Source organism: Gottfriedia sp. ABJ_BB2_2 (genome assembly GCF_055484705.1).
On the sequence record NZ_JBVFKR010000002.1, the window covers coordinates 311,303 to 335,451 of the forward strand.

A 24,149-nucleotide genomic window follows, 5' to 3' on the forward strand; every position below is an offset into this window, starting at 1 on the left:
AAGCCTTATTATTAATAAGATTCAAAAAAAAGAGCAATTCATTTACTTCTGACAAATTGAAGTATGAATTGCTCTTTTTTTATCATCATATTTTTCTAAATTCACCAAATACATCTACTGTTTGAACGACATTTGTAAATGCTTTTTCATCAACCGATTTGATAATTCTAGATAAATCATATAACTCATATCTAGACAATACCATCATCAATATTTGTTTATCTTGGTTCGTAAATGCACCCTTAGCATTAATCGCTGTTATTCCACGAACTAATTTGGAATGAATTTCTTTTCTTAGTTGGTCACCTTTTGTCGTTACAATAAATGCGGTTACTTTTATATGACTCGTATGAATTGCATCAATAAATCTAGATGTTACATATAAGTTTATCAATGTATAAAGTGCTTTTTCCATTCCATAAATATAACCTGCTGTTAAAATAATGACTGCATTGAAAAGAAAAAAATAAGTTCCTACAGGTTTTCCTTTTGACCTAGATAATACTAAAGCAATAATATCTAAACCGCCCGTTGATGCACCATATTTTAATGTATATCCAATCCCGATAGCTACAATCAGTCCACCGAAAACAGAATTTAACAATATATCCTTTGAAAATAAAGGGGTTACTGGAATCAATTCTAAAAATAAAGTCGTTATTCCAACACTTAAAATTGTAAAGTACGTAAAAGATGGACCAATTTTTTTCCACGCTAGTATAATAACAGGTATATTTAGGATTGCTAATAATACTCCAGTGGACAAATTGAACGATGTATAATCTGATGTCAGATTTGAAAGCAATTGTGCAAGTCCAGAAAATCCACTTGAATAGACACTTACAGGAATTAAGAAGCAATTCATCGCAAATGCATTTAACAAACCACCTAAGGTTACAACAATTATCTTAATTAATAACTCTTTCTTCTCCTCCACTTACTTGCCTCCTACACATTTATATCCTTAGTATGCCTGTAAGTTAGAAAAAAATAGCAAAAAAAACCACTTCTCAACGAAGTGGTTACTTAGTTTATTCTTCTGATTCTTTTGATTCCTTTTTCTCAAACATTTCTTTTGCATATGTCCATCCACCTTCTTGGTAGACTTTATCCTCTTTCATTAAGCGTCCAATTGAACGTTTAAACGATGCTTTACTAACTCCGAAACGAACTTTTATATCTTCTGCATCGCTCTTATCCCAGTAAGGCATAGCTCCACCACGACTCATAATATATTCATATATTTCTGAAGCTTCTTGATCCATACCTTCATGTACTCTAGGTAAAAGGGAAACATTAATACTTCCATCATCTTTAATATCAATTATACGACCGCTTACTCTTTGACCAATTCTTGGTTCTGATTTTCGTTGAGATTCATGAATAAATCCAATAAAGCGTTCATCAGTTAAAATATATGAACCTACTCGTAGAGTACGATAGATAATTCCCGATACATTTTTATTTAGCATACTTTCTTCAGCTCGAACAGAATATTCTTGCATAACTGGTTCTGTTGCTAATTTAATTAACAGACGACCTTTGTTCGTACGTTTTAATGTACAAAAGATTTCATCATCTTCTTGTGGCCATACTTCCTCAAGAGGTGGTAGGTCTCCCTTTTCTAAAAGGATATCTTTTGATATTCCTATGTTAACAAAAACACCAATTCCATCTAATTTATCAACAACTTTTGCAAATCCATATCCTTCAGTTGTAATATGTGGCATTGACATTGTTGCAGATAATCGACCTTTTGAGTCATGATATAAGAACACTGTTACTTCTTGATCTAATTCAATTTCTCCAGCAGTTTCATTTCTATGTAAAAATACCTCTTCTTGATCTTGGACAAGCATATATCCAATATCAGTTTCACGACTGCACACTAACGTGACAATCTCACCTGCTTGTAAACTCATTTTGTTACATCCTCTCTTAACTTCAAACTAAAAATTATTATATCATGCAAATACAAAGTTTGTTAGTTCGTCAATCATACACTATAATACAAGTATTAACGATTTGGAGGGATTCTATCTATGTCAAAAGAAAGTTCATTTGATATTGTTTCTAAGGTAGACTTACCAGAAGTCTCAAATGCAATCCAACTTGCTACAAAAGAAATTGCTACTCGATATGATTTTAAAGGTAGTAAAAGCTCAATTTCATTAGAAAAAGAAGAGCTTGTTTTAGTTTCTGATGATGATTTCAAATTAGAGCAATTAAAAGATGTGCTAATTAGTAAATTAGTAAAACGAAATGTACCAATAAAAAATTTAGATTACAGTAAAGTAGAAGGTGCATCTGGTGGTACTGTAAGACAAAGAGCAAAATTAGTTCAAGGTATTGATAAAGATAATGCAAAAAAAATCAATACGATCATTAAAAATAGTGGACTAAAAGTAAAATCACAAATTCAAGATGATCAAATCAGAGTAACAGCTAAGAGCAGAGATGATTTACAAGCAATTATTTCAGCTGTAAGAGCTGCTGATTTACCAATTGACGTACAATTTTTAAATTATCGTTAATGCATTACATAGTAAAAAGGATGACGCTAATGTCATCCTTTTTCACGCTATTGAGATATAAACTTGTCATTAAAAAGGAGTATCTGGTTGATTTCCACTTCAGGATGCTTGCTTTCCGAGGGGCGAGACCTGAGCCTCCTCGGCGAGCCTCCGGGGTCTCAGCCTTCCCGCACTTCCCACAGGAGTCAATCAACATCCGTTCCAATCAACTTAATCTTATGAAAAAGATTTTCCATTAAACTTAACTCTAACTATTAACTTAAAAAAGAATTTTATAAACGTATTTGACCAAATTTAATGAAAACCAATAACAGATAAGTAATATGATTCTTAGTATAAAATTGTTCAATAATCATTTATTTTCCTTATTGACACTTAAATTTTTCAAAACACTGAAAAAAGGATGACTAATGTCATCCTTTTTATATTTTGACTAGAAAACACCCTAAGTTTTCAGGGTAAAACATTTCATCAAACTAGCTTTTCACTAATTCTAAATCTTCTTTTTTCATACAAGTGTCTCGAATAATTAATTTGTAAGGAACGAGAATACTTTTTTCTGATCCATCAGGCTCTTCAATTTTAGAGATAATATTTTTTGCTGCTTCATAACCTAGTTGGAAAATATTAATATCTACCGACGTTAATGGTGGATTTGCAAGTTCTGCGAGAATAGCATTATTAAAGCTGATAATTGAAATATCATTTGGTACTTTAATGCCATGCTCTTGGAAAACACTGATGATTCCAAGTGATAATACATCATCTGTTACGACGATTGCTGAAGGCAACTCAGTTAGTTCCAATAATTGATTTACTGCTTTTCTACCACCATTTCTAGTAAACGAAGTAAAAATGATTTCTTCCTCTTTAACCGATAGACCATTTAATTGCATTGTGTCCTGGAAGCCGCGTAAACGGTTTTTCGTTACAAGTAGACTACTTTCTCCTCCAACAAACGCAATACGTTTATGACCTTGATCTATTAAATAATTCGTCACTTCTCGTGCCGCTGCATAGTTATCATTATCTACATACGTAATATCTTCTATATAATGATACGGTTTACCAACTAATACGAACGGAAAATTATGCTCGCTTAAATAATCAATAATCTTATCATTTTCTTTCGAATAAAGTAATATGATGCCGTCAACTCGTCTACCTCTTACTGTCTTATTAACAGTTTGTTCAACTTCCTCTTCATTTTTACCCGTAATAAAGTATAATGAATATTCTTTTTGATTTGAATAAGCAGTAACACCTCTTATTACTTCTGCAAAAAACGGATTTTGAAAAGATGCATCTAATGCTGGCGGTAAGACTAAACCAATTGATTTTGTTGAACGGTTCGCTAATGATCTTGCATTTAAATTCGGATGATAATTTAATTCATCCATTACTTTACGGACTTTACGCTTTGTTTTTTCACTAATTCTAGGACTATTTGAAATAACACGTGACACTGTTGATGGTGCTACATTTGCAAGTTTCGCAACGTCCTTTATTGTAATAGTCATTTTTATACCCCTTACCTCATTGAGTTTGTAACCGTTCTCATTAAATTTTAAAGGTTAAGCGCTAAAGAAACTAGCCTTAAATGAATAAATGACACAGTAACCTTCAAAAGCGCTTAACTAAAGTTAGTTTATTTTACTTTGACGACGTTTAGCTGCCCACAAAAATATGATAAAAGCAATAAATATTGATGGGATTGCGATTATAACACCTAAATTTAAATTTGTTTTTGGCGCAACTGCATATATATTTGATGATTCACGTTTTAATACAATATCAAAACCATTTTTACTTGGTCTAACTAAATCATCATTTTGAAGTCCTCTTAGCTCATTTGTATTTTTAATTACATCAAAGTCTAAGTGAATCTTTTGATCGTAAGAAGTATTGTTAATTGCGATAAATGTTGTTTCCTTTTTATAGCTTCTTTTAAATAAAGTCATTCCTTTTTTATCATAGATTACTTCAAAATCACCTTTTGTTAAAGATGGTAACGTACTTCTTAATTCAGTTAATTTTATAATATAGTTTGAGAAATCCTCATCCGTTCTAAAATCCATGCTTTTGCGATTCTCAGGGATTTTCGAACCATTTACTGCAATTTCAGTCCCATAATAATTCATTGGAATACCAGGTGTTGAAAATAAATAAACAAGTGCTAATTTTAATCTAGATGGAGGATACTCTCCTTTTCTTTGTGCAGTTGAAACAAATCTCTCAGTCATTTCATTGTCTAAATAATTAACGATTTTAGTTGAACCTAATTGTTTTGATAATTCATTATGAGTATTATATAAATCAGTAATTGATTCGTTTTGAGATGCAAATGAATCACTCAATTTATTTAATAAACTTACATTATTAACTGCATCAAAACCTATATTTTGATATTTCTCCATTTGAACATCACTTGTTTCATTGATGTCTGCTAAAACAATAAAATTCGAGTCTTCACTTTTGATTTCTTTTGTAAAAGATTCTAAAAATGAAACTGGAACATAATTTACATCCTGTAAGTTGTAACCATCAAAATCAGCTTCATTGATCCACCATTTACCTAAATCAAGAAAATAATTTTCAACATCTTTATTTTTTTGATTTAAATCAGGTAAATCATTAACCCACTTTTCTTCTTCACTTGTACTATTTTTTTGATTAAACCAGTTTTCATATTGATCATTTTTGGCTAGTTCACTATTCGGTGAAACATTATTTAAAACAAAATCAAAAATCACCTTCATATCACGTTTATGTGCTTCTTTTATTAATTTTTTTAAATCCTTCATCGTACCAAATCGAGGATCTATTTGTTTAAAATTAATAACTGAAAATCCATCATAAGAATCTGGATCATTTTCAAATATCGGTGATAATGATATTGTGGTATAACCAAATTCTTTAATATAATCAAGCTTTTTTGTAACCCCTTCAAGATCGCCACCTTGCGATTTGTTTAAGTCGTTTGGATTTGTGTCTTTATTGTTCCTAGGGTTCCCATCATTAAATCGGTCAACTAGGACCCTGTAGACCATATCGTTTTTTAAATCTGGCGTTTTTTCTGCAAAAATTTTATTCGGAATCGTATTCAATATGAATACAATCGCAATTAATAAATAACTAAACCGCTTCATTCATTTCTCCCCCTGCAACGTCTTGTGCATGTACATTTTTCAATCTCTATCATTATTTTGCAAAATATTACAATGAAATACAAATACTTTATTAAATTAATAGAAATGGAAGCGATTGCACAAGCTATTTTTATTATACTGGTTACAGTTTATATAGCAAGGTAATTTCTTATATTAAGATTTTATTATCATTTTTAACGTAAGGATGATTGTATGCAAAAAGAATCCATCTTCCATCAACCTTATGATCAATATGCCTTTGCAATGAATAATCAGACATATTGCTTAAGATTACGTACAAAAAAAGGAGATTGTACTGAGGTTGTTTTATATTATGGAGACCCTTTTCATTTCAATGAGTCAAGATGGAGTTTTGAAGAACCACTTCCGATGTATAAAGCATTTTCTACGGAAATGTTTGATTTTTGGGAAGCCAGAGTAATTCCACCTTATAAGCGAATGAAATATCAATTTTTTCTTAAGAATGACCATTTTTCAATCTTTTACGGTGAAGCTGGTTTTTCAGATCAGTTTAATGCTTATGATCTTTCAAATAGTTTTACACTGCCATATTTACATAAAAATGAGTTGATATCTCCTCCTCATTGGGTAAAGAAAACTGTTTGGTATCAAATTTTTCCGGACCGATTTGCAAGTGGCAATCATTTAAATAACCCAACAAACACATTGGCTTGGGGTAATAGTCCACCCACTAACACAAGCTTTTATGGAGGAGACATCGAAGGGATTATCCAAAAAATTGATTATTTGAAGGATTTAGGTGTTTCCGGAATTTATTTAACGCCAATATTCGAAGCAAACTCAAATCATAAATATGATACGATTAATTATTTTAAAATTGACCCTTCGTTTGGTGACGAAACTACCTTAAAAAGACTGATTCAAAAATGTCATGAACTTGATATTCGAGTGATGCTAGATGCTGTTTTTAATCATACTAGCCATTCCTTTCCTCCGTTTCAGGATGTATTAGTCAATGGAAAGGGCTCTAAATATTATCATTGGTTTCATTTTCATTCAGATGTATCAAACAATGGGAATCCTTCATATGAAACTTTCTCATTTGTTAAAGAAATGCCTAAATTGAACACAGAAAATAAAGATGTCCAAAACTTTTTATTGGAGATTGGTTCCTATTGGATTAAGGAATTTAACATTGATGGCTGGCGGCTTGATGTCGCAAACGAAATCGACCATTATTTTTGGAAACTGTTTCATCGAAAAATGAAGCAATTAAAACCGGATATTTTTATAGTCGGGGAAATTTGGCATCATGCCATGCCTTGGTTACGTGGTGATGAATTCGATTCTGTCATGAATTACCCTTTATTAAAGTCCTTACTTTCTTATTTTTCCTACGAATCTATTTCAACTGTTCAGTTCAAGCATTCAATTAATGAAATGATTTCTTTATATCCAATTCAAGTAATAAAAGTTCTATTTAACATAATTGGAACTCATGATACTCCGAGGATCCTAACTCAATCGCATCAACAGGATAAAAAAGTGATATTATTATATGTTTTTCTTTTTACGTTTTTTGGAACACCTTGTATATATTATGGTGATGAAATTGGACTTACAGGTGGGAATGATCCAGAATGCAGAAGTTGTATGATCTGGGACTCTTCAGGTCAAAATCAATTTATTTACAATGCGTTAAAAAAGTTAATTTCCTTACGAGCCTTGTATCCAGTTTTAGGAAACGAAGGTGAGTTTAAATGGATTGATCCAATTGACGAACAGAATCAAACATTGATTTTTGAAAGAAGTAGTAATGAAATGTCAATTTTTGTTTTCATCAATCCTTCTCATGAAAAAGCTTCTGTAACCTTACCAATCAATATGAGAAATAAGCGGGTCACAAATTTATGGAATTATTCTCAATTTGCTGCTGAAACTGATTCTATTTTAATTGAAATACCGCCAGTTGATTTTTTCATATTAAAATTTGAATCCACAGACTCAACGACTTGAGTCTGTATTTTTATGCAGTCGTATAATCTATGTTATTTTTTCTAACATTATTTCATTTTGTTAGCGTTTTCATATGATTTTTTGAAAAATATTTTATTTTTTTATGAAATAATCATTGAATTTTGCATATATTCTGAATATGATAACTTATATAACATTTGATGTTATAAAATATAACATATCAGAAAAGGGGAATGAAAATGAACGGTATTCAAGCGGCTGATAGTGTGTTTCTCTTTATTTCAACAGTACTTGTCATGATTATGACACCTGGTTTAGCTCTTTTTTATGGTGGCATGGTTAAAAGTAAAAACGTTTTAAGTACAACAATGCACAGCTATGCAGCAATGGCCATTGTTTCAATACAATGGGTATTAATTGGTTATTCACTAGCATTTGGTCCAGATGTAAAGCATTTAATTGGTGATTTTTCTTGGGCAGCATTAAAGGATGTTAGCTTTACTCCAAATGAAAATTACAGCGCAACAGTACCTCATAATCTTTTCATGATGTTTCAACTAATGTTTGCAATTCTAACTCCCGCTCTTATTTCAGGCGCATTTGCTGAACGAATGAAATTTTCTGCATTCTTATTATTCACTTTACTTTGGACAACATTTGTATATGATCCGTTAGCACATTGGGTTTGGGGTGTTGATGGATGGCTTCGAAACTTAGGGGCGCTTGACTTCGCTGGCGGAACAGTCGTTCATATTTCTTCTGGGGTTTCAGGTTTAGTATTAGCTCTTCTTTTAGGTAAACGAAAAGATTTTGGAACTACTTCACCTCATCATTTACCTTTGACAGTGTTAGGGGCAGGTTTACTATGGTTTGGTTGGTTCGGATTTAATGTTGGGAGCGCACTTACTTTAAACGATGTAGCTCTTACAGCATTTATTAATACAAATACTGCCGCTGCCGCTGCCTCAGTTGGCTGGGTATTGGTTGAATGGTATGTAAATAAAAAACCAACCATACTTGGAGGTGTAAGTGGAGCAGTAGCTGGATTAGTAGCGATCACGCCTGCCTGTGGTTTTGTAACACCGTTATCTTCAATCTTAATCGGATTCTTAGGTGGCATTATCTGTTTCTTAGCTGTCACATACTTAAAATACAAATTCGGATATGATGATGCTTTAGATGCATTTGGATGTCATGGTATTGGTGGTACATGGGGTGCAATTGCAACAGGTTTATTTGCAACAAAATCTGTAAATAGTGCTGGAGCAGACGGGTTATTCTATGGCGATGCTTCTTTATTACTTAAACAATTGATTGCAATTGGATCGACTTACGTATTCGCAGGAGTTGTTACCTTCCTTATCATAAAAGTGATTGGCTTCTTTGTTAACGTTAGGGTAGATCAAGAAGAAGAGAACTTAGGACTAGATTTAGCGATACACGGCGAAAAAGCTTATCACGATGCAAGTATATAAGGAGGCAATAACATGACTGCAAAATTAACGAAAATTGAAATCATTACAAGACCTGATAAATTTGATGTATTAAAAGATGCCCTTGCAAAAGTAGGGATTACTGGCATGACTGTCACTAATGTATTGGGGTGCGGTATGCAATCAGGCTACACTGAAGTTTACCGTGGCACGAAAAGAACGATTAACTTGCATGAAAAAATCAAAGTCGAAATCGTTGTATGCGATGTCCCTGTTCAATCTGTGATTGATGCGGCTAAAAAAGTTTTAAAAACAGGGAAGCCAGGTGATGGGAAAATTTTTATTTACCCAATTGAAAATGCAATTAAAATCCGTACTGGCGAAGAAGGTCGCGATGCCCTTCAAAACGATTATTAATCAGAAAAACCTAGTCAATTTCCTAAGACTAGGTTTTTTTATGTACATATTCACTTTCTAATCATTATTTTTCTATACATACCATTTAACATAACCGGAACATCATTTTCAATCGTAAGTATATTATTAAATTTTTGAAATAAACTCTCGAAATGTAAACCAATATCCGTCCCTAACATACGAACAACAGGTCTCAATAGTTTTTTTGATAAGGGAAGTTGTTTTTCTTGCGGTGCAAATTTATCAAAAATAATGATCCTTCCATCTTTCTTCAAAACCCTCTCCATCTCTTTTGAACATTGCTCAGGATTTGGAACAACAGATAATATTAAACTAGCAATAATTGTATCAAATGATTCGTCTTTAAAAAGTAAATTTTGTGCATCCATTTGTATAAATTCAATTGAAGAATTTGAGTTCTTTAAGCTGGCCTTTTTCAACATATCAAAGGATAAGTCAATTGCTGTGACCTCATTATTTTCTAAATTGATTAGCTCTAAATCAGCTCCTGTACCAACTCCAACAAATAATATCTTCTGACCTCCTTTTAACGAAACCCCTTCGAACACCCGTTTTCTAGCTTCTAAAAATATCCCCGAATTAAAAATGCGATCATATATAGGAGACCAAACTTTATAAATTATACGATTCCACGAATTATTCAACTGGCACCTCCAACATTAACTTTATCATTCTAACTGAAGATTTTTAACAATTTCATCTTACATGCTACTCCAATATATTTTATTAAACAACTGTTATCTATAGCTATTTAACAAATAAATGAATAAAAAAAGAGGTGAAATTTCACCTCTTACTTTTAAGCTTTAATATTAATATTGTACTTTTTAAACCAAACATGAATTTGGTATAAATGAGCCAATAATTGTGGTCCGGACATTAATTGACCGTACCATGGTACTTTAAATGCAGTACCTTCACTTTCAACCAAACTATTTAATTGTTCTTTATCAAAAAACTCATAAAGTGCTGAACCTTTATCACTTAAACTCTCTTTTAGCTTTTGCACTACTAAATTAGTATAGACTGGATTATGCGTTTTAGGGTAAGGACTTTTTTTACGGTACAATATATCATCTGGTAATAATCCTTCTAGGGATTTTCTTAAAATTCCCTTTTCGCGATTACCATACATTTTAATTTCCCATGGTATATTCCAAACGTACTCTACCAATCGATGATCCGCAAACGGTACACGAACTTCCAGACTTGCTCCCATACTCATTCTGTCTTTACGATCTAATAATTGTGCCATAAACCATTGTCTGTTTAAGTAAAACAATTGTCGTCTTTTTGCCTCTAGCGGACTCTCACCTTCAAGAATCGGCGTCTCTCTTACTGTTTCATCGTATCGATCTTGAACATATGCTGCTAAGTTCAACTTCTTACTCCATTCATCCTTTAGCAGATTCTGGCGTAATTCAGTTGACCTCATCCAAGGAAATGCCGGTCTATTCAAGTCGTCTTCTCGATGAAACCAAGGGTATCCTCCAAAGATTTCATCGGCACACTCTCCTGAAAGTCCTACCACAAAATTCTGTTTAATCTTTTGACAAAACCATAATAATGATGAATCAACATCCGCCATCCCTGGTAAATCTCTACATTCTGTTGCCTCTTCTAAATAGTGTACTAGCTCTTCATTTGTAATGACACATCTTTGATGATTTGTATTAAATGTTTTTGACATTAATTCAATCCAAGGTGCATCTGAATTTGGTTGAAAAACGCTTGAAGTAAAATATTTATCATTTTCTTCATAATCAATTGAATATGTTGTTAATTGACCCTTACCTTCTTTTTTATAATGGTTTGCAGCGATCGCTGTAATCGTACTAGAATCAACGCCACCAGATAAAAACGTACAAAGTGGTACATCAGAAACTAACTGTCTCACAATTGCATCTTTAACAAGATATTGAACCTTTTCTGCTGTTTCTTCTATTGAATCTGTATGGATTTTACTTTCTACTTCCCAATATTTCCATATTTTTAATCCGTTGCGAGAGAAGGTCATTGCGTGCCCACCACGAAGTTCTTTGATTCCATTAAACACACCATTTCCAGGCGTCCTAGATGGACCCAATCCAAATACTTCAGACAATCCCTCTTCCGTCAATTCTGCCTTTACATCTTTATGGGCCAAGATCGATTTTACTTCTGATGCAAATAATAATCGTTTATAATCCTCTTTATAAAATAAAGGTTTAACACCTAGCCGGTCTCTGGCAACAAATAAGCTTTCTTTCTCTTCATCCCATATAGCAAATGCAAAAATTCCATTAAATCGTTCTACACAGCTTTCCTTCCATTCTATATAACTAGTAAGTAAAACCTCTGTATCTGAATGCCCTTGAAATGTATATCCACGTTTTAATAGTTCTTTTCGTATATCCTCGGTATTGTAAAGTTCACCATTATAACAGAGAGTATAATTGGAGTTTACCTTTGATTTTCTCATCGGTTGCTTTCCACCCTCTGGATCTACAACTACTAATCTTTTATGACCAAAACTACAATGATTCGAAGTCCATACATTTGTATCATCGGGACCTCTTTTGGATAATGTTTCAGCCATTTTCTTTACTGTAGCACTTACATTTAATAAATTTTGCTGAAAATCTGCCCACCCAGTTATACCGCACATAATTTATTTTCTCCTTTCTGGGCTTTTTCCCTAGAAAAATAAAGTTAATTCTATATCTTATTAACACCAATATTGATACGTGCAATTATTAATAAAAAAAATTGTGTAGCTATCCTTATTTGTCCATACGCTTTTTGAATTTTTGCATAGTTATAAAATAGTTAAGTTATGTCAATAAATGAAAAAAGTAGCAGCTATATTTTATCAAGTACCTAAAAACATAAAATCAGCTGAAAACTTATGAAGGATATTACGCCTACTTCAGGCAATTTCTGATTGAAAATTAATCCATAAAAAAACAATATTCGAAAGTTAATAAATGGTTCGAAGGAAATTATTTTATTTATATACTCCTTCTATATTTATGTTAATTCTTAATGTCCAAATCACTAATTTTCCATTAAATCAATATTTGTCAAATTCACGTAATGATACAGAACGTTCGTAACTGGAGGTTACTTAATGCATTATAAGCACCGATCACAACTATTTAAAGAGCAACCTCGTGCTTTTACAATTGGATCAATAGAAGAGATTAATGATGAGTGGGTCTTCTTTGATGATGAAACTGACGAAGCATTTATACTCGATGAACTAATCGAAAAGGACTTTGAAGTTTCTATTAATGAAGAGTGGACACCAGCTTCATTTCAAGATGGAACATATCTTATATTCCATTCTAAAAAGAAAAAATTACAAAACGGGGATGTATTACGAATTCAAAAGAAACTTTTATATAGCTTTGATTCACTATTAAAAAATTTAAGTGATGAATCATTTTTTTCTTTAGCATACTTACTGAATACCCATGGTTTTTCATTATATGATTGTCTTTACTGTCATAATTTCCTTTCATTCCAACCAGAAAACATCCCAACTGAAGGTGTAAATTTTATCGTTTTTGACAATGAAGAACTTGTTTGTTCAGTCTATCATCAATTTAAAATTTCACCTGAGGAACAAAATCATCGGTTTGAATTAACAAAAGCAACTGGTAATCGTTATTTATTAACACAATTATCATAAAAAAACTGTCACAAATTAATGTGACAGTTTTTTTGTATTAAGCAAAGAAATCAAAATTAAGTGGTAATCTAAAACCTAAATATAATAAAGCTAAAATAAGAACTGTAAAAATTGTAACTGGAACAAGCATTTTACGTTTTTTCTTTGAAGAAACTGTGAAATACTCAAATACTCCAAGCATGATAATACCAAGTCCCATTTTAATATTGTAAAGCATTTTTAAATCTGATGGCATGTTGTCTTTAGGTAGATCGATGAAAATATACAATCCTGTACCTAAAATAACAAAGTATACTAATCGTAAAATCATGTGTGCAACTTTTACATTTTGACCATTCTTATAGCAATGTCCTACATAAAGGGCTAAAATAATCGCCAATACCCACGAAGTAATATGTAAGTGAACCATTTTGTTTCCTCCCAAAAATCAGTTTCTAAAATATCATATCACACTCTCTAGCAAATTGATAAATTTACTAGCCATACTTTTTGAACGATTTATGAACAAGTATGTAAATGAATTGTCGTTTGATTAAAATTCCTTATCCGTATTCAATAGCTTTATTAAAAATTCGTTCGTTGATGATAACTCCAGAATACTCCCTTTCCGTAAGACGAATGCTTGAGTAAATGATATGCATGCTTAAATCACGACGTGCTAACGTAATGCATGGATCCACATCCTGCGGGGTCTTTAGCCTTGCCTTCCTGCATCTCCCACCGGAGTCTTGCACCTTCTGTTCTAATCAATTTCTGTTTGTATCCTATCAAATCCAAATAGCCATAATCTTCTTTTAGAAATGATCCGTATATTTACTTTAAGTTCCTCTTTATAAATAACAAACTATAAAATTAAAAAAATAAATAAATTAACTATCCATTAAAATATGAGTTATTTTTGAGATTGTCCTATTTTTCTAGGTCTACATTAAAGGGTTTCCTCTATCAATATAACTAGATAAAAACAATCTACACTAGGTTAAATTGCCTTTTGTCAGAATTCAACGAGATGAAATCGCTTAAACACTAATTTAACATGAGAATATACCTATAATACCAAGTGCTAAAAATAAGACTTATGATGCATTTATATTATTTTTAAATATTAATAATATAGGAATGTAATCTACTGTCGAAATATACATATAAAGCACTACTCCTTTTAATCATTCGACAACAGGCTCCTTTTATACTACAAATTCTATTAGATTACTACTAAACTGATGATGAAACTAGTTGAATAGTGTAGTATAGTGTAGTTTTTTGTAACATTTACACTTCTTTTAGCGAATCGCTTTTCATATGAAAATGATTTTGTATAATAGCATTACATACATCGTGAGACATAGACACAATTCCCTATTCTTGAACAAAGTTGGTGACTAAATTGCTACTTCATGTTATAGAGAAAAAGCGCGCTCGTATGGTTTACTTTGCGGGACGATATGGCTTTACTAACAAGAGAACTGTCTCGTGCAGCCAAGAACTGGACAAGCTCATGAATATGATATCAATCTCAACAATTTCAAAAAAGAGAGCATAATAGCTAGTTGCAATTACGAATTTCATTTCTAATTGCACTAGCTTTTTTTTTTCTATTTATACATATGAAACAGATGGACTTCTTTCACAATTATCACGTTTTGGGTCATTTAGCCATATAATACATAATCATAAAAAGAACAAAGGGTGTACAATCATGCCTGCTTATGTTGGAGTTATTAATATTGTAAGTATCGGAAGTAGTGCCGTTGTTAATGTCGGAGACGCATATAGCATTAAACCTATGAGTACTGCACAAACATATGCTGGTGCTGGTTCCTTTAATACTGGTGATTCTGTTACCGTTTATAATAACAAGAGTATTTCGAATGTTTACGATCAAGATCAAATTGATCAACCAATGATTGGAAATATGTAAAGGAGGGAGTCTCATGAATATTTATATACATCAAACAATTATCATTAATCAACTAAAAACAGGTGGAATTGTTAACTCATCTGTTTTTCAAATAGGTACCTCAGGAAATATTAACGCAAAGACAGTTACGAATAACACTGGAGAATATACTGAACCCGCACCGATTTTATCAGAGGACGGCCAAATTATTGCGACTTCTCAAGCGACTTAACTAATTCCTGCTGCAAATTGAAAGCGAGGGAATGAAATGAATCAATTAGAACTTAGATACGCCCAAATTGAACAATTACTATTTGAGCAAGCTCAATTAATTGATCAACTCAAATGTAGAGTTGCACAGCTTGAGGCAACTGTTGAAGAATTGGCTAATCGTCCAGAAACTACAATTGAAAAGATTGAATACAAATTCGATCAATTAAAAGTAGAAAATTTAAATGGCACATTAAGTATCGGCTTAAATCCATTACAAGCTCCTAGTTTTGAGGACCTTACTGTTGAAAATCAACAAATTACCATTAAATCAAATGAACAAATAAAAGAATTAAAGGATTATATTGGGAAGCGAATTCATTATCATCTAGATAAAGAAGCGATTTCCACAATTCATCAATTAGAGGCCGAGTTAAGATGTACTGTAGATGATTATTACCGACAAATGATGATTGATGATATCCGAAATCAAATGGATATCAGATTACCATATTATATTGACCTTTATAAAAATCGACCTAACTTTGATGAAAATCCAATGAAGTATGCAGAAGAAATAACTTTGCATATGCTACAAGATATAAAAAATGCTTATACTGCTTTCTTAAATAACCTACCAAATAATATTCAAAAGGGAGGGTAAGGAATGAATTTAAATGTAACAAATTGTAATTTACAAGTAGATGAAATTAAATTCGCAGCAGTTTCTTCTTCTTCTTTATTTCTGATAGGAGATGCTCATAACATTACATTATCTTCAATTTTTGATACACCACCAGAGTCTTTAATTATTGGGCCATTTGTTCCTTTATCAATTAGCTAATGTTTACGATAGATCCTCGTTTTAGATTAGCTTCCGTGGAAAGTTTTGAAGTGAATTCTGCCATCACATCAAGCATACTTCAATTTGGTGATGTTTTTAGCATTACAGCTGAATCAAACGCACTTGCCGTTCAACAACAAACCGCAAATTTTACTGAAATGGAAAAAGATCCTTTTGAAATGATTCCTTATTATAAAAAGAAACCAACCCACGAACCTGTCTATCCAGTTATATTAAATCGTGTAAATTTGAATCCGACTATCCAAGTACAAAGAGTAACCTTTAACGGTATTAGTACATCTGGGGTATCTGTTGTTGGATCTGTTCATAGTGCAACAATGATGTCAAGAGTACGTCAAATTAGGCAATTTGATCAATATCCTCAAACTGCCCCACCACTTCATAGAAAGGAGAATTAACATGCCTACATTTCTTGGTGCAATCGTTATCCAAACAAATGCTGGAAATATAAACACGGGAGATTTAAATAATATCTCTCCAAAATCAGCTACAAAAGCTTATAACGGTTCAGGTTCGGGTAACACTGGATTTATCCCTGCTACTTTTAATGGTGCAAGTGCTACTAACACGATTGATGCAGATATTGCTGATCAAAACGATGTTGCTACTCTTTAGTTTGAATCGTTCGAATTACGATGTAGGGCCTACCTAAGTCCCACTAATCCAATGATAAAAAGGCAACTAATTAACAATTTAATTAGTTGCCTTTTCATTTGTCTTCCTATTCATTTCAAATTTTATAATTCAATTATATGTCCACCATCAAAGAAATATAAAAACTTAGAAGCTACCTTTTTATCCATACTCGCTTCAATTGCTCTTGTATATAAATCTAACTGAATACCATATCGTTTTATTGCCTCAGTTTTCAACTCTTCGGTACTTGTAAAAGATTGTGTTCGATCCGTCTTATAGTCTACTAATATAACCTCTTCACCATCAATTAAAAGTAAATCTATAATCCCTTGAACAAGGACAATCTCTTTTTCTTCCTTCCAGTCCTTATAGATTTCATCTGTATAAACACCGTAACTAAAAGGAACTTCTCGCATTTTTTGAGCTGCATTTTGGACAATGATTCCTAGTCTTGATTGACAGAACTGATAGATCTCAGTGCTATTAACTGCAGCAGCCTGCTCGTTTGTGATTAACTCTTTTAAGACCATTTGATCAATCTGTTCCTGGATTTCATGTAGAGTAGATACAAACTGATAATCTATATTTTGCATGACTGCATGAGTTGCTGTCCCTTTTTCAGCCTGATTCATCTTCTTCTCAGACATGAATTTAGGTCTCTCTAAAGGAAAGCTCTTAGATGAGCGATATGTTTGATTATACGGGTCTTCTTCTTGCATTTTTCTTTTTAGCTCCGTAACTGATTGCTTTGGACGGTGTAAAGTAGCTTGTTCGAAACCATACTTCCAGTTTAAATTACTTTCAAGTATTTCTTTATAGTGTTCGCTTTGTACGAGAATCGCTTCTTGTTTTTGTATCGCTTGATATACTGTGAATTTGTTAGTAATTTCTTCTTCTTCTTCAAATGCTTGAACCGTTGACGCATTTACAATTGAATAGCTCCATCTACATGGATAAAATTGAATCTCATTCGTAGTATTCCACAAATCATCCTCGGTACGAATCGCATTACTTGAATCATGACGTATAATGGACGGTCCAATCCAATCCAAATAACATTTCGCTCCGCCAATAATATTTAAAGGTAATAACCAATCTTTATAATTTTCAATTTCTCGCCACTGATCAATTGTTTTCACTACATCTTTTACTCTACCGACTAATATTAACTTTTCTTTTGCACGCGTTAATGCAACATACAGAATACGTAATTCCTCTGAAATTAGTTCTTCACGTTCTTTTCGCTTAATCGTTTCCTTAAGCAATGTACTATTTGTCGTACGATAAACCGGATGAACATAATTCATACCAAGTCCTAGTTCTTTTTGAAGTATGAATTTTGCAGATAGATCTTGCATGTTAAACTGTTTAGACGTATTCACAACAAATACAATAGGAAACTCTAAACCTTTACTTTTATGAATCGTCATCATTTGTACAACATTTTCTTGTTCACTTAACATACGGACTTCGCCTAGTTCTTCGCCTCTATCCTTCATGCGATCTAAGAAACGTAAAAATTGAAATAAACTTCTATAATTCGTTTCTTCTAAAGCTTTAGCGCGGTCAAATATAGTGATTAAATTAGCTTGTCTTTGCTTCCCACCAGGTAGTCCACCAACAAAATCAAAATAGGTAGATTCTTTTAAGACCTTCCAAATAAAAATCGAAAGTGACTCTCTTTTTACGTATTGCTTCCATTTCGTCAATTGTTGGAAAAAATCGTTTAACTTATTCATCAATGGTTGATTCATATTCTCGATATTATTGAGAAATGCATGACATGCATCATAAAATGATCCTTTACCATTCAGTCGAATCTTCGTTAAGTCACGCTCTGTTAACCCTACTATTGGAGAACGTAATACAGATGCTAAAGGAATATCTTGAATTGTGTTATCGATAATTTTTAATAAATTAATAAACACAGATACTTCGATTGTTTCAAATAAGTCACGTGATTTTTCTGCATATAGCGGGATTCCCAGTGCCTTACATTCTTCAATATATAAATCAGCATTTGACAATGAGCGACCTAATATTGCCATATCACTATATTTAACTGGTCTCATAACACCTGATTTATCCGTCACTAAATAGTTACTTTCCACCAATTCTTTCATTCGATTTGCAACATATCTAGCTTCAATACGTTCTAGCTTTTCTTCTACAATCGTTTCATTTTCTTGTGGGGTATCTTCATTCTCTTTCGTTAATAAAACTAATTCTGAAGTACAGTCTGAGTATTCAGGATAAGTTGCACCTAGCTTTAACATTGCATCTTCATCATACTCAATGCCACCAAGTTCTCTGCCCATGATTTGTTTAAAAATATAATTAGTCGCATCTAGCACTTCTGCTCTACTTCTGAAATTTTTAGATAAATCGATACGCAAGCCTGTATGTCCATTTTGTTCTTTTTCAAAAGTATTATATTTTGATATGAACAATTGCGGCTCTGCTAAACGGAATCGATAAATTGATTGTTTCACATCACCAACCATAAATAGATTACCTGAAGCACCAATCCCTCTAGTAATCAGTCTTAAAATCGATTCTTGAACATAGTTTGTATCTTGGTACTCATCTACTAAAACCTCAGTAAACTTTTCTTGATAAACCTTTGCAACAGAAGATGGGATCAATTCATGATTTTCGTTTTTCTCCATTAAAATCTCTAAAGCATAATGCTCTAAATCATTGAAATCAAGAATTCCATTTTCTAACTTAGCTTGTTTAAATAAGTGTATAAATTGCTCAACAAGTGAAATTAGCTTCTCACACAATGGCTTAAGCTCATGTATTTGTTTTAAGTGAACCTCAATACTTCGACTAAAATATTTGTTCTTTACATCATCAATAGTAGCTTTCGCCTGATCTCGGAAGGATTTTACTAGCTCCTTCTTCCGCTGATCACCTTCAGTTTTCTTTATCGTTGGAAGTCGATTAAACGAAATGTTTTGAAGTCCTTTTTGAATTTCTTCCCATGATAATTCACTCGCATGAAATAATGTTTCTAAAGCAAAATATTCTTGTGTGAATAACTCCGCATATTTTTCTGGTCCATCTGGGCTATTTATTAATTCAATTGCCTGTTTATAACCATTTATACAAGTCGTTATATCATCTTGAATATATTTCTTTAAATCCTTTATAAAAGGAATTTCATCAATTTCCTTACCTATTACATCATATTGATTCACAAAGGACTGTAAGAATTCATTAGGATTTGGATTAGAAATAGCATGCCTATACAGTTTTAAAATCAATGATGGTAAATCTGAATCATCTCGATCACTCGTATATCGATCAACGAAATCAAAAAAATGCTCATTTGCTTCATTACTATATTCCGCTTCTAATAATTCTTCTAATACTTCATCCATTAAAAGTTTAATTTCTATTTCTTCAGCTGTTCTGAAATTAGGATCTAATTCTAATAAGTAATAATTAGATCGAATTACTTCCGTACAAAATGAGTGGATTGTCGAGATGGAAGCCTTATTTAATAATGAAGATTGTTTTCGCAAATGATCAGAACTTGGATTTAGTTCCAACTGTTTATCTAATGCGATACCAATTCTTTCTTTCATCTCTTGTGCACTTGCCTTTGTGAATGTTACAACGAGCAACTCATCAACATTAATCGGATTTTCGTCTCGTATTATTTTTTGAATCATTCGTTCAACAAGCACGGCAGTCTTACCAGAGCCTGCAGCGGCCGCCACAAGTATATCAGAGCCTTCCTTATCAATAGCTTTTTGTTGATCAGTTGTCCATTTTGTCTTTACCGTTTTAGTCTCTTCCTTACTCATCGACTTTCACCGCCTCTATCATTTTTTGTAATGCATCATCATCTTTTAAAGGAGGTAAAACACGGTATTCATTGCCTTTTACATTTTGATCAAACTGACATACTGATTGAAAAGAGCAATAAGTACAAGGAATTTTATCTTTTTGCTGATAAGGGTTTGCTTCAACGTAACCTTTAAATATTTGTTCCCCAGCTTGTGTAAACTTTTGCTTAATATAAGTTGTCATCATCGGATATTGTTCTAGATTGACAGTTTTACTATTCGCTGTATATTCTCCACTTTTTTTAATTGAAACAGGAACAATATTCGAAGAGCCCCCATCTTCCAATAAGACTTCATCCATTAAAACATTACTATCTCTATTTGCCAGTAATAAACCGTTCATTTTAAACTTTTTAAATATTTCTGTTTGAATTTCTTCTATATCATGCTTATTTCCTACATCTACTATTGGATTTTGGACATGGAAATATAAGATACCTGCAGGATCTGCCGGTCTGCCAAGTAAATTTGTTGAATTGGCAACAGCAATATCTAGATATGTGAGCAACTGTAGAGCTAATCCATAATAAACATCAGATAGCTTTAACTCTTTACTAGTGGATTTATAATCTAGTATTCGTAAATAATCACCTTTTTCACTAGATGCTCTATCAATCCTGTCAATTCGCCCATTTAATACCATCTTTTTCTTTTGATCTATAGGCAGTTCATATGAGTTTAGTTGCTTTCCTGTACCAAAAGGAACTTCCAGTGCTATCGGAATAAATTGACCCGCACCTTCTTGTTGGCTCAAAATGGAAGACACCTTTGAAATAACATCCTTCATCTTTCTTTTTAAGAACAAATATCGATTTGAACTTAATAAAATCTCGCGTTGGAATTTAGGAGATATTTCGTCTACAACTTTTGCTGCTAGCTCATCACATTCAGCATTAGTTAAATTGCTCCAGCTTTTCCCCTCTTTTAGTAAATTCTCACCAATTATTGTTAAGGCACTATGAAATAACTGACCCATATCAAATGCTTCGAATTTATATACTTCACGATCTTGAAGCTGTAAACCATAACGAGCAAAATGAGCATACGCGCATTGATGAAACAATTCGATTCGTGAAACAGAACCTTTTAATTCTTCACCGTATAATTCTGTGCTTAATTCTTCTCCAAGATCAGGAGCAACATTACTATATATAACACTGTTTAATACTTTATAAAGATTCTCTTTCACTTCATTTTGATCTCTGAGTAAATTATAAAGTGACCACCATAAATCCATATCCTTTTCAAACAAATTGGTTGACCAGCTTTGGATTTGTGACACCAAATTCGAGATTGCAGTTTCAGTGTTCGTGATAAATGCAATCTGTTCTTCTGCTGAGATGAATGATAACTCGCCACTCTCAAAACGTGTGCGTATAGTTGGGAAAAGTGATTTGATTCTTTGTACAATACTTGATGGCGCAAGAACTTTTCCATCGTCACTTGTTAGTGGATAGGTGATAATTAGCTTATGACTTGCCCGATTCAATCCAACATATATATTAAAGTTCTCTACGAATAGCTGTTGCTTACTAGTTGGTGCAACTTCAACACCAAAAGATTGTAAATACTCTCTAGCTACGTCCCCTAATAATCCATCTTCACTTACTTTTCTCGGAATAATGCCCTCATTAATTCCAATTAAATATGCGCATTTCACGTGCTGTAATCGAGAATGATCAAAATTAGCAATATTTACTTGATCTAACGAAGCTGGTACGTTTGCAAACTGAAGTGAGATAAATCCTGTCTGTAGAATTTCAAAAAATGTTTTCCTAGAGAGTTTTTCGTTTCCGATTAACTCAACACATTCATCTAATAGTTGGATGAAACCTTTCCATACCTGCTCATGATCTTTACTTTCAATTAAGTTTGAACGATTTTCTGCTTCATCCTTTAATCGTTGGAGCTTACGAGAAATTTCTAATGACTCGACATACTGAAATAAAGCTACGCACATTTCTTTTACATTACTTGCTTTCTTTAATTCACTTTGGAATGTTAGAATTGGCTTTACTAATAAATCACGCTCTTCATTAATTAGTTGTTCGAATTCTAATTCTTCATTCGTTACACCTTTGTTTATTCCATCCGTGGAACGATATTTTCGATATTGCCATCTTTCATCTATTGTCCACTTTTTACCTTGTTTCCCATAAGCAATACAATAGTTTTCAAATAAATCCAGTCTCTCTCTATTTTTGCTTGAGTTACTTTCATAAGGATAGATTAACTCCGTTTTATAAGCATTAAATACTGCTTCGTAACGCCAATTTTTTTGAATAATATCAAATGTTGACTGAAGTAAAGTAAATAGAGGATGCGTGATCATCGAACGTTTTTCTTCAATAAAAATAGGAATTTGATAAGTATGGAAAATAGTTGATAGTAGATGCGAATATGATTCACCATTTCTTAAAAAAACGGCTATATCTTTATATCGATAGCCTTCATCACGTACTTTTTTGATGATATCTCTGGCAATTGCTTGTACTTCTGCTCTTCTATTTGTTGCAGATATTATTTCGATTCCATCTGTTTCAAAAGATGCTTTAATTGGTCTACTATCAAAATGTTCCTCAAGATGAAGTAATGCTTTCGTTTTACTTCTTAGATTATGATGACAGATGACTGGTGCCTCGATTGTTTGCTGACTAATTAAAGCACTTTGTTTCATTTGCTGATACAAAATAGCTGGTTTATGAAATAAATCTAATTGATTAGGTAAGATATCATCATATGGACGGTCAATCGTCAATGCAAATTTCACATCAAAACAATGATTCATTAACGTTTCCACTACAGTTCTCTCTTGAGGTGCTAAATCATAATAACCATCTATATAAATGATGCTATCTTTTACGTAATTACTCTTTGGAATTTCTTGAATTAGTAGATTTAAATAATCTTCAGAATCAAGGTATTTATCTTTCATATAATTAGAAAATGCTTCATACACGATTTGAACATCATTAATTTTTTGTTGAATAAATGTTTTGTCATTTGAAGATTCATTTTCCATTCTTCCAATGGCAGTAACTAAATCCTCCGATGAAACTTGAAAACCTTTAAACTCTGCGATTAATGAAGATAGTTCTTTGTAAAAGCCTTGCTGATCAGCTACATGATGAAAAATTTTCAATTCTTCTTTTCGTTCCTCAATGATTTTACGGAGTATCATTGAGATCCCTATTTCACCAATATGTATACGACTAATCCCACCAGTTTCTTGTAAAATCTTCCAAGCTAAACGCGTAAAACTAAATACTTGTGAATTTAATAATGCTTTCTTTTCTTGTTTTTTAACAAGCTCATATTCCATCTGAAACGTCATTTGATCAGGAACAATTAAAATCATATTTCTTTGTTCACTTTTCATTCTTTCAGTCATTTCATTTAAAATTGTATGTGTCTTCCCACTACCTGTTCGGCCTAAAATAAACTGAAATGCCATATCTTAGGTAACCTCCTTCAATTTATTTTCATTTTTACTTA

General features: G+C 32.4%; 21 protein-coding genes. 12 read left to right on the forward strand and 9 right to left on the reverse strand.

What is annotated here, in order from left to right; translation table 11 throughout:
• Positions 1-85: 85 nt before the first annotated feature.
• Both ACX6U0_RS06465 and ACX6U0_RS06470 read right to left on the reverse strand, forming a co-directional pair.
• Positions 86-937 (reverse strand): YitT family protein, encoded by an 852-nt coding sequence (locus ACX6U0_RS06465; RefSeq protein ID WP_464959146.1) that lies wholly within the window; start codon positions 935-937, stop codon positions 86-88.
• A gap of 94 nt (positions 938-1,031) precedes the next feature.
• Positions 1,032-1,922, reverse strand: a complete 891-nt coding sequence (locus ACX6U0_RS06470) for a CvfB family protein (RefSeq protein ID WP_464959147.1) — start codon at positions 1,920-1,922, stop codon at positions 1,032-1,034.
• A 120-nt stretch (positions 1,923-2,042) separates the two neighbouring features.
• Here ACX6U0_RS06470 and ACX6U0_RS06475 point away from each other — a divergent pair, with 120 nt between their 5' ends.
• Positions 2,043-2,534 carry a YajQ family cyclic di-GMP-binding protein gene (locus tag ACX6U0_RS06475; RefSeq protein WP_087999959.1) on the forward strand — a complete coding sequence of 164 codons (492 nt, stop codon included), beginning with the start codon at positions 2,043-2,045 and terminating at the stop codon, positions 2,532-2,534.
• Between the two features lie 476 nt (positions 2,535-3,010).
• Here ACX6U0_RS06475 and ACX6U0_RS06480 read toward each other — a convergent pair whose 3' ends face one another.
• The gene (locus ACX6U0_RS06480; protein ID WP_464959148.1) at positions 3,011-4,054 is read right to left on the reverse strand and encodes a LacI family DNA-binding transcriptional regulator; all 1,044 of its coding nucleotides are present in this window, start codon (positions 4,052-4,054) and stop codon (positions 3,011-3,013) included.
• A 123-nt stretch (positions 4,055-4,177) separates the two neighbouring features.
• A complete protein-coding gene (locus ACX6U0_RS06485; RefSeq protein ID WP_464959149.1) occupies positions 4,178-5,683 on the reverse strand; it encodes an alpha-amylase family glycosyl hydrolase in 1,506 nt (501 codons plus the stop codon).
• Between the two features lie 213 nt (positions 5,684-5,896).
• On the opposite strand from ACX6U0_RS06485, the gene ACX6U0_RS06490 reads away from it, so the two are divergent.
• From ACX6U0_RS06490 to ACX6U0_RS06500, 3 genes are all read left to right on the forward strand, one after another.
• On the forward strand, positions 5,897-7,681 hold the full coding sequence (locus ACX6U0_RS06490) for an alpha-glycosidase (protein WP_464959150.1): 1,785 nt from the start codon (positions 5,897-5,899) through the stop codon (positions 7,679-7,681).
• A gap of 209 nt (positions 7,682-7,890) precedes the next feature.
• Entirely contained in the window at positions 7,891-9,117 is a 1,227-nt protein-coding gene (locus ACX6U0_RS06495; RefSeq protein ID WP_464959559.1) for an ammonium transporter, read from the forward strand.
• Between the two features lie 12 nt (positions 9,118-9,129).
• Positions 9,130-9,492, forward strand: a complete 363-nt coding sequence (locus ACX6U0_RS06500) for a P-II family nitrogen regulator (protein ID WP_464959151.1) — start codon at positions 9,130-9,132, stop codon at positions 9,490-9,492.
• A gap of 50 nt (positions 9,493-9,542) precedes the next feature.
• Here ACX6U0_RS06500 and ACX6U0_RS06505 read toward each other — a convergent pair whose 3' ends face one another.
• Positions 9,543-10,157: a class I SAM-dependent methyltransferase gene (locus ACX6U0_RS06505; RefSeq protein ID WP_464959152.1), complete on the reverse strand. Its 615-nt coding sequence runs from the start codon at positions 10,155-10,157 to the stop codon at positions 9,543-9,545.
• Between the two features lie 155 nt (positions 10,158-10,312).
• Positions 10,313-12,160: an asparagine synthase (glutamine-hydrolyzing) gene (gene asnB / locus ACX6U0_RS06510; protein WP_464959153.1), complete on the reverse strand. Its 1,848-nt coding sequence runs from the start codon at positions 12,158-12,160 to the stop codon at positions 10,313-10,315.
• A gap of 462 nt (positions 12,161-12,622) precedes the next feature.
• Here asnB and ACX6U0_RS06515 point away from each other — a divergent pair, with 462 nt between their 5' ends.
• Positions 12,623-13,186 (forward strand): DUF2777 family protein, encoded by a 564-nt coding sequence (locus ACX6U0_RS06515; RefSeq protein WP_464959154.1) that lies wholly within the window; start codon positions 12,623-12,625, stop codon positions 13,184-13,186.
• Between the two features lie 37 nt (positions 13,187-13,223).
• Here the strand turns inward: ACX6U0_RS06515 and ACX6U0_RS06520 are convergent, their stop codons facing one another.
• Positions 13,224-13,595, reverse strand: a complete 372-nt coding sequence (locus tag ACX6U0_RS06520; protein WP_464959155.1) for a DUF1516 family protein — start codon at positions 13,593-13,595, stop codon at positions 13,224-13,226.
• Positions 13,596-14,573: 978 nt separating this feature from the next.
• Between ACX6U0_RS06520 and ACX6U0_RS06525 the strand changes: the two genes are divergently transcribed.
• The 7 genes from ACX6U0_RS06525 (at position 14,574) to ACX6U0_RS06555 (ending at position 16,776) form a co-directional block, all read left to right on the forward strand.
• Positions 14,574-14,729 carry an aspartyl-phosphate phosphatase Spo0E family protein gene (locus tag ACX6U0_RS06525; RefSeq protein ID WP_464959156.1) on the forward strand — a complete coding sequence of 52 codons (156 nt, stop codon included), beginning with the start codon at positions 14,574-14,576 and terminating at the stop codon, positions 14,727-14,729.
• Positions 14,730-14,885: 156 nt separating this feature from the next.
• Positions 14,886-15,107, forward strand: a complete 222-nt coding sequence (locus ACX6U0_RS06530; protein WP_087999950.1) for a spore germination protein — start codon at positions 14,886-14,888, stop codon at positions 15,105-15,107.
• A gap of 13 nt (positions 15,108-15,120) precedes the next feature.
• The gene (locus ACX6U0_RS06535; RefSeq protein WP_087999949.1) at positions 15,121-15,318 is read left to right on the forward strand and encodes a spore germination protein GerPB; all 198 of its coding nucleotides are present in this window, start codon (positions 15,121-15,123) and stop codon (positions 15,316-15,318) included.
• Positions 15,319-15,354: 36 nt separating this feature from the next.
• Positions 15,355-15,960: a spore germination protein GerPC gene (gene gerPC, locus ACX6U0_RS06540; protein ID WP_464959157.1), complete on the forward strand. Its 606-nt coding sequence runs from the start codon at positions 15,355-15,357 to the stop codon at positions 15,958-15,960.
• Positions 15,961-15,963: 3 nt separating this feature from the next.
• The gene (locus ACX6U0_RS06545; RefSeq protein WP_087999947.1) at positions 15,964-16,140 is read left to right on the forward strand and encodes a spore gernimation protein GerPD; all 177 of its coding nucleotides are present in this window, start codon (positions 15,964-15,966) and stop codon (positions 16,138-16,140) included.
• On the forward strand, positions 16,140-16,559 hold the full coding sequence (locus tag ACX6U0_RS06550) for a spore germination protein GerPE (RefSeq protein WP_464959158.1): 420 nt from the start codon (positions 16,140-16,142) through the stop codon (positions 16,557-16,559). Before ACX6U0_RS06545 ends, ACX6U0_RS06550 begins: the two co-directional genes overlap by 1 nt.
• Position 16,560: 1 nt before the next feature.
• Complete coding sequence (locus ACX6U0_RS06555) at positions 16,561-16,776, forward strand: spore germination protein (protein ID WP_087999945.1); 216 nt, start codon at positions 16,561-16,563, stop codon at positions 16,774-16,776.
• 122 nt (positions 16,777-16,898) lie between these two features.
• Here ACX6U0_RS06555 and addA read toward each other — a convergent pair whose 3' ends face one another.
• Together addA and addB are read right to left on the reverse strand one after the other, a co-directional pair.
• Positions 16,899-20,612, reverse strand: a complete 3,714-nt coding sequence (gene addA, locus ACX6U0_RS06560) for a helicase-exonuclease AddAB subunit AddA (RefSeq protein WP_464959159.1) — start codon at positions 20,610-20,612, stop codon at positions 16,899-16,901.
• On the reverse strand, positions 20,605-24,108 hold the full coding sequence (addB, locus tag ACX6U0_RS06565) for a helicase-exonuclease AddAB subunit AddB (RefSeq protein ID WP_464959160.1): 3,504 nt from the start codon (positions 24,106-24,108) through the stop codon (positions 20,605-20,607). The genes addA and addB overlap by 8 nt, the downstream gene beginning before the upstream one ends.
• Positions 24,109-24,149: the final 41 nt, after the last annotated feature.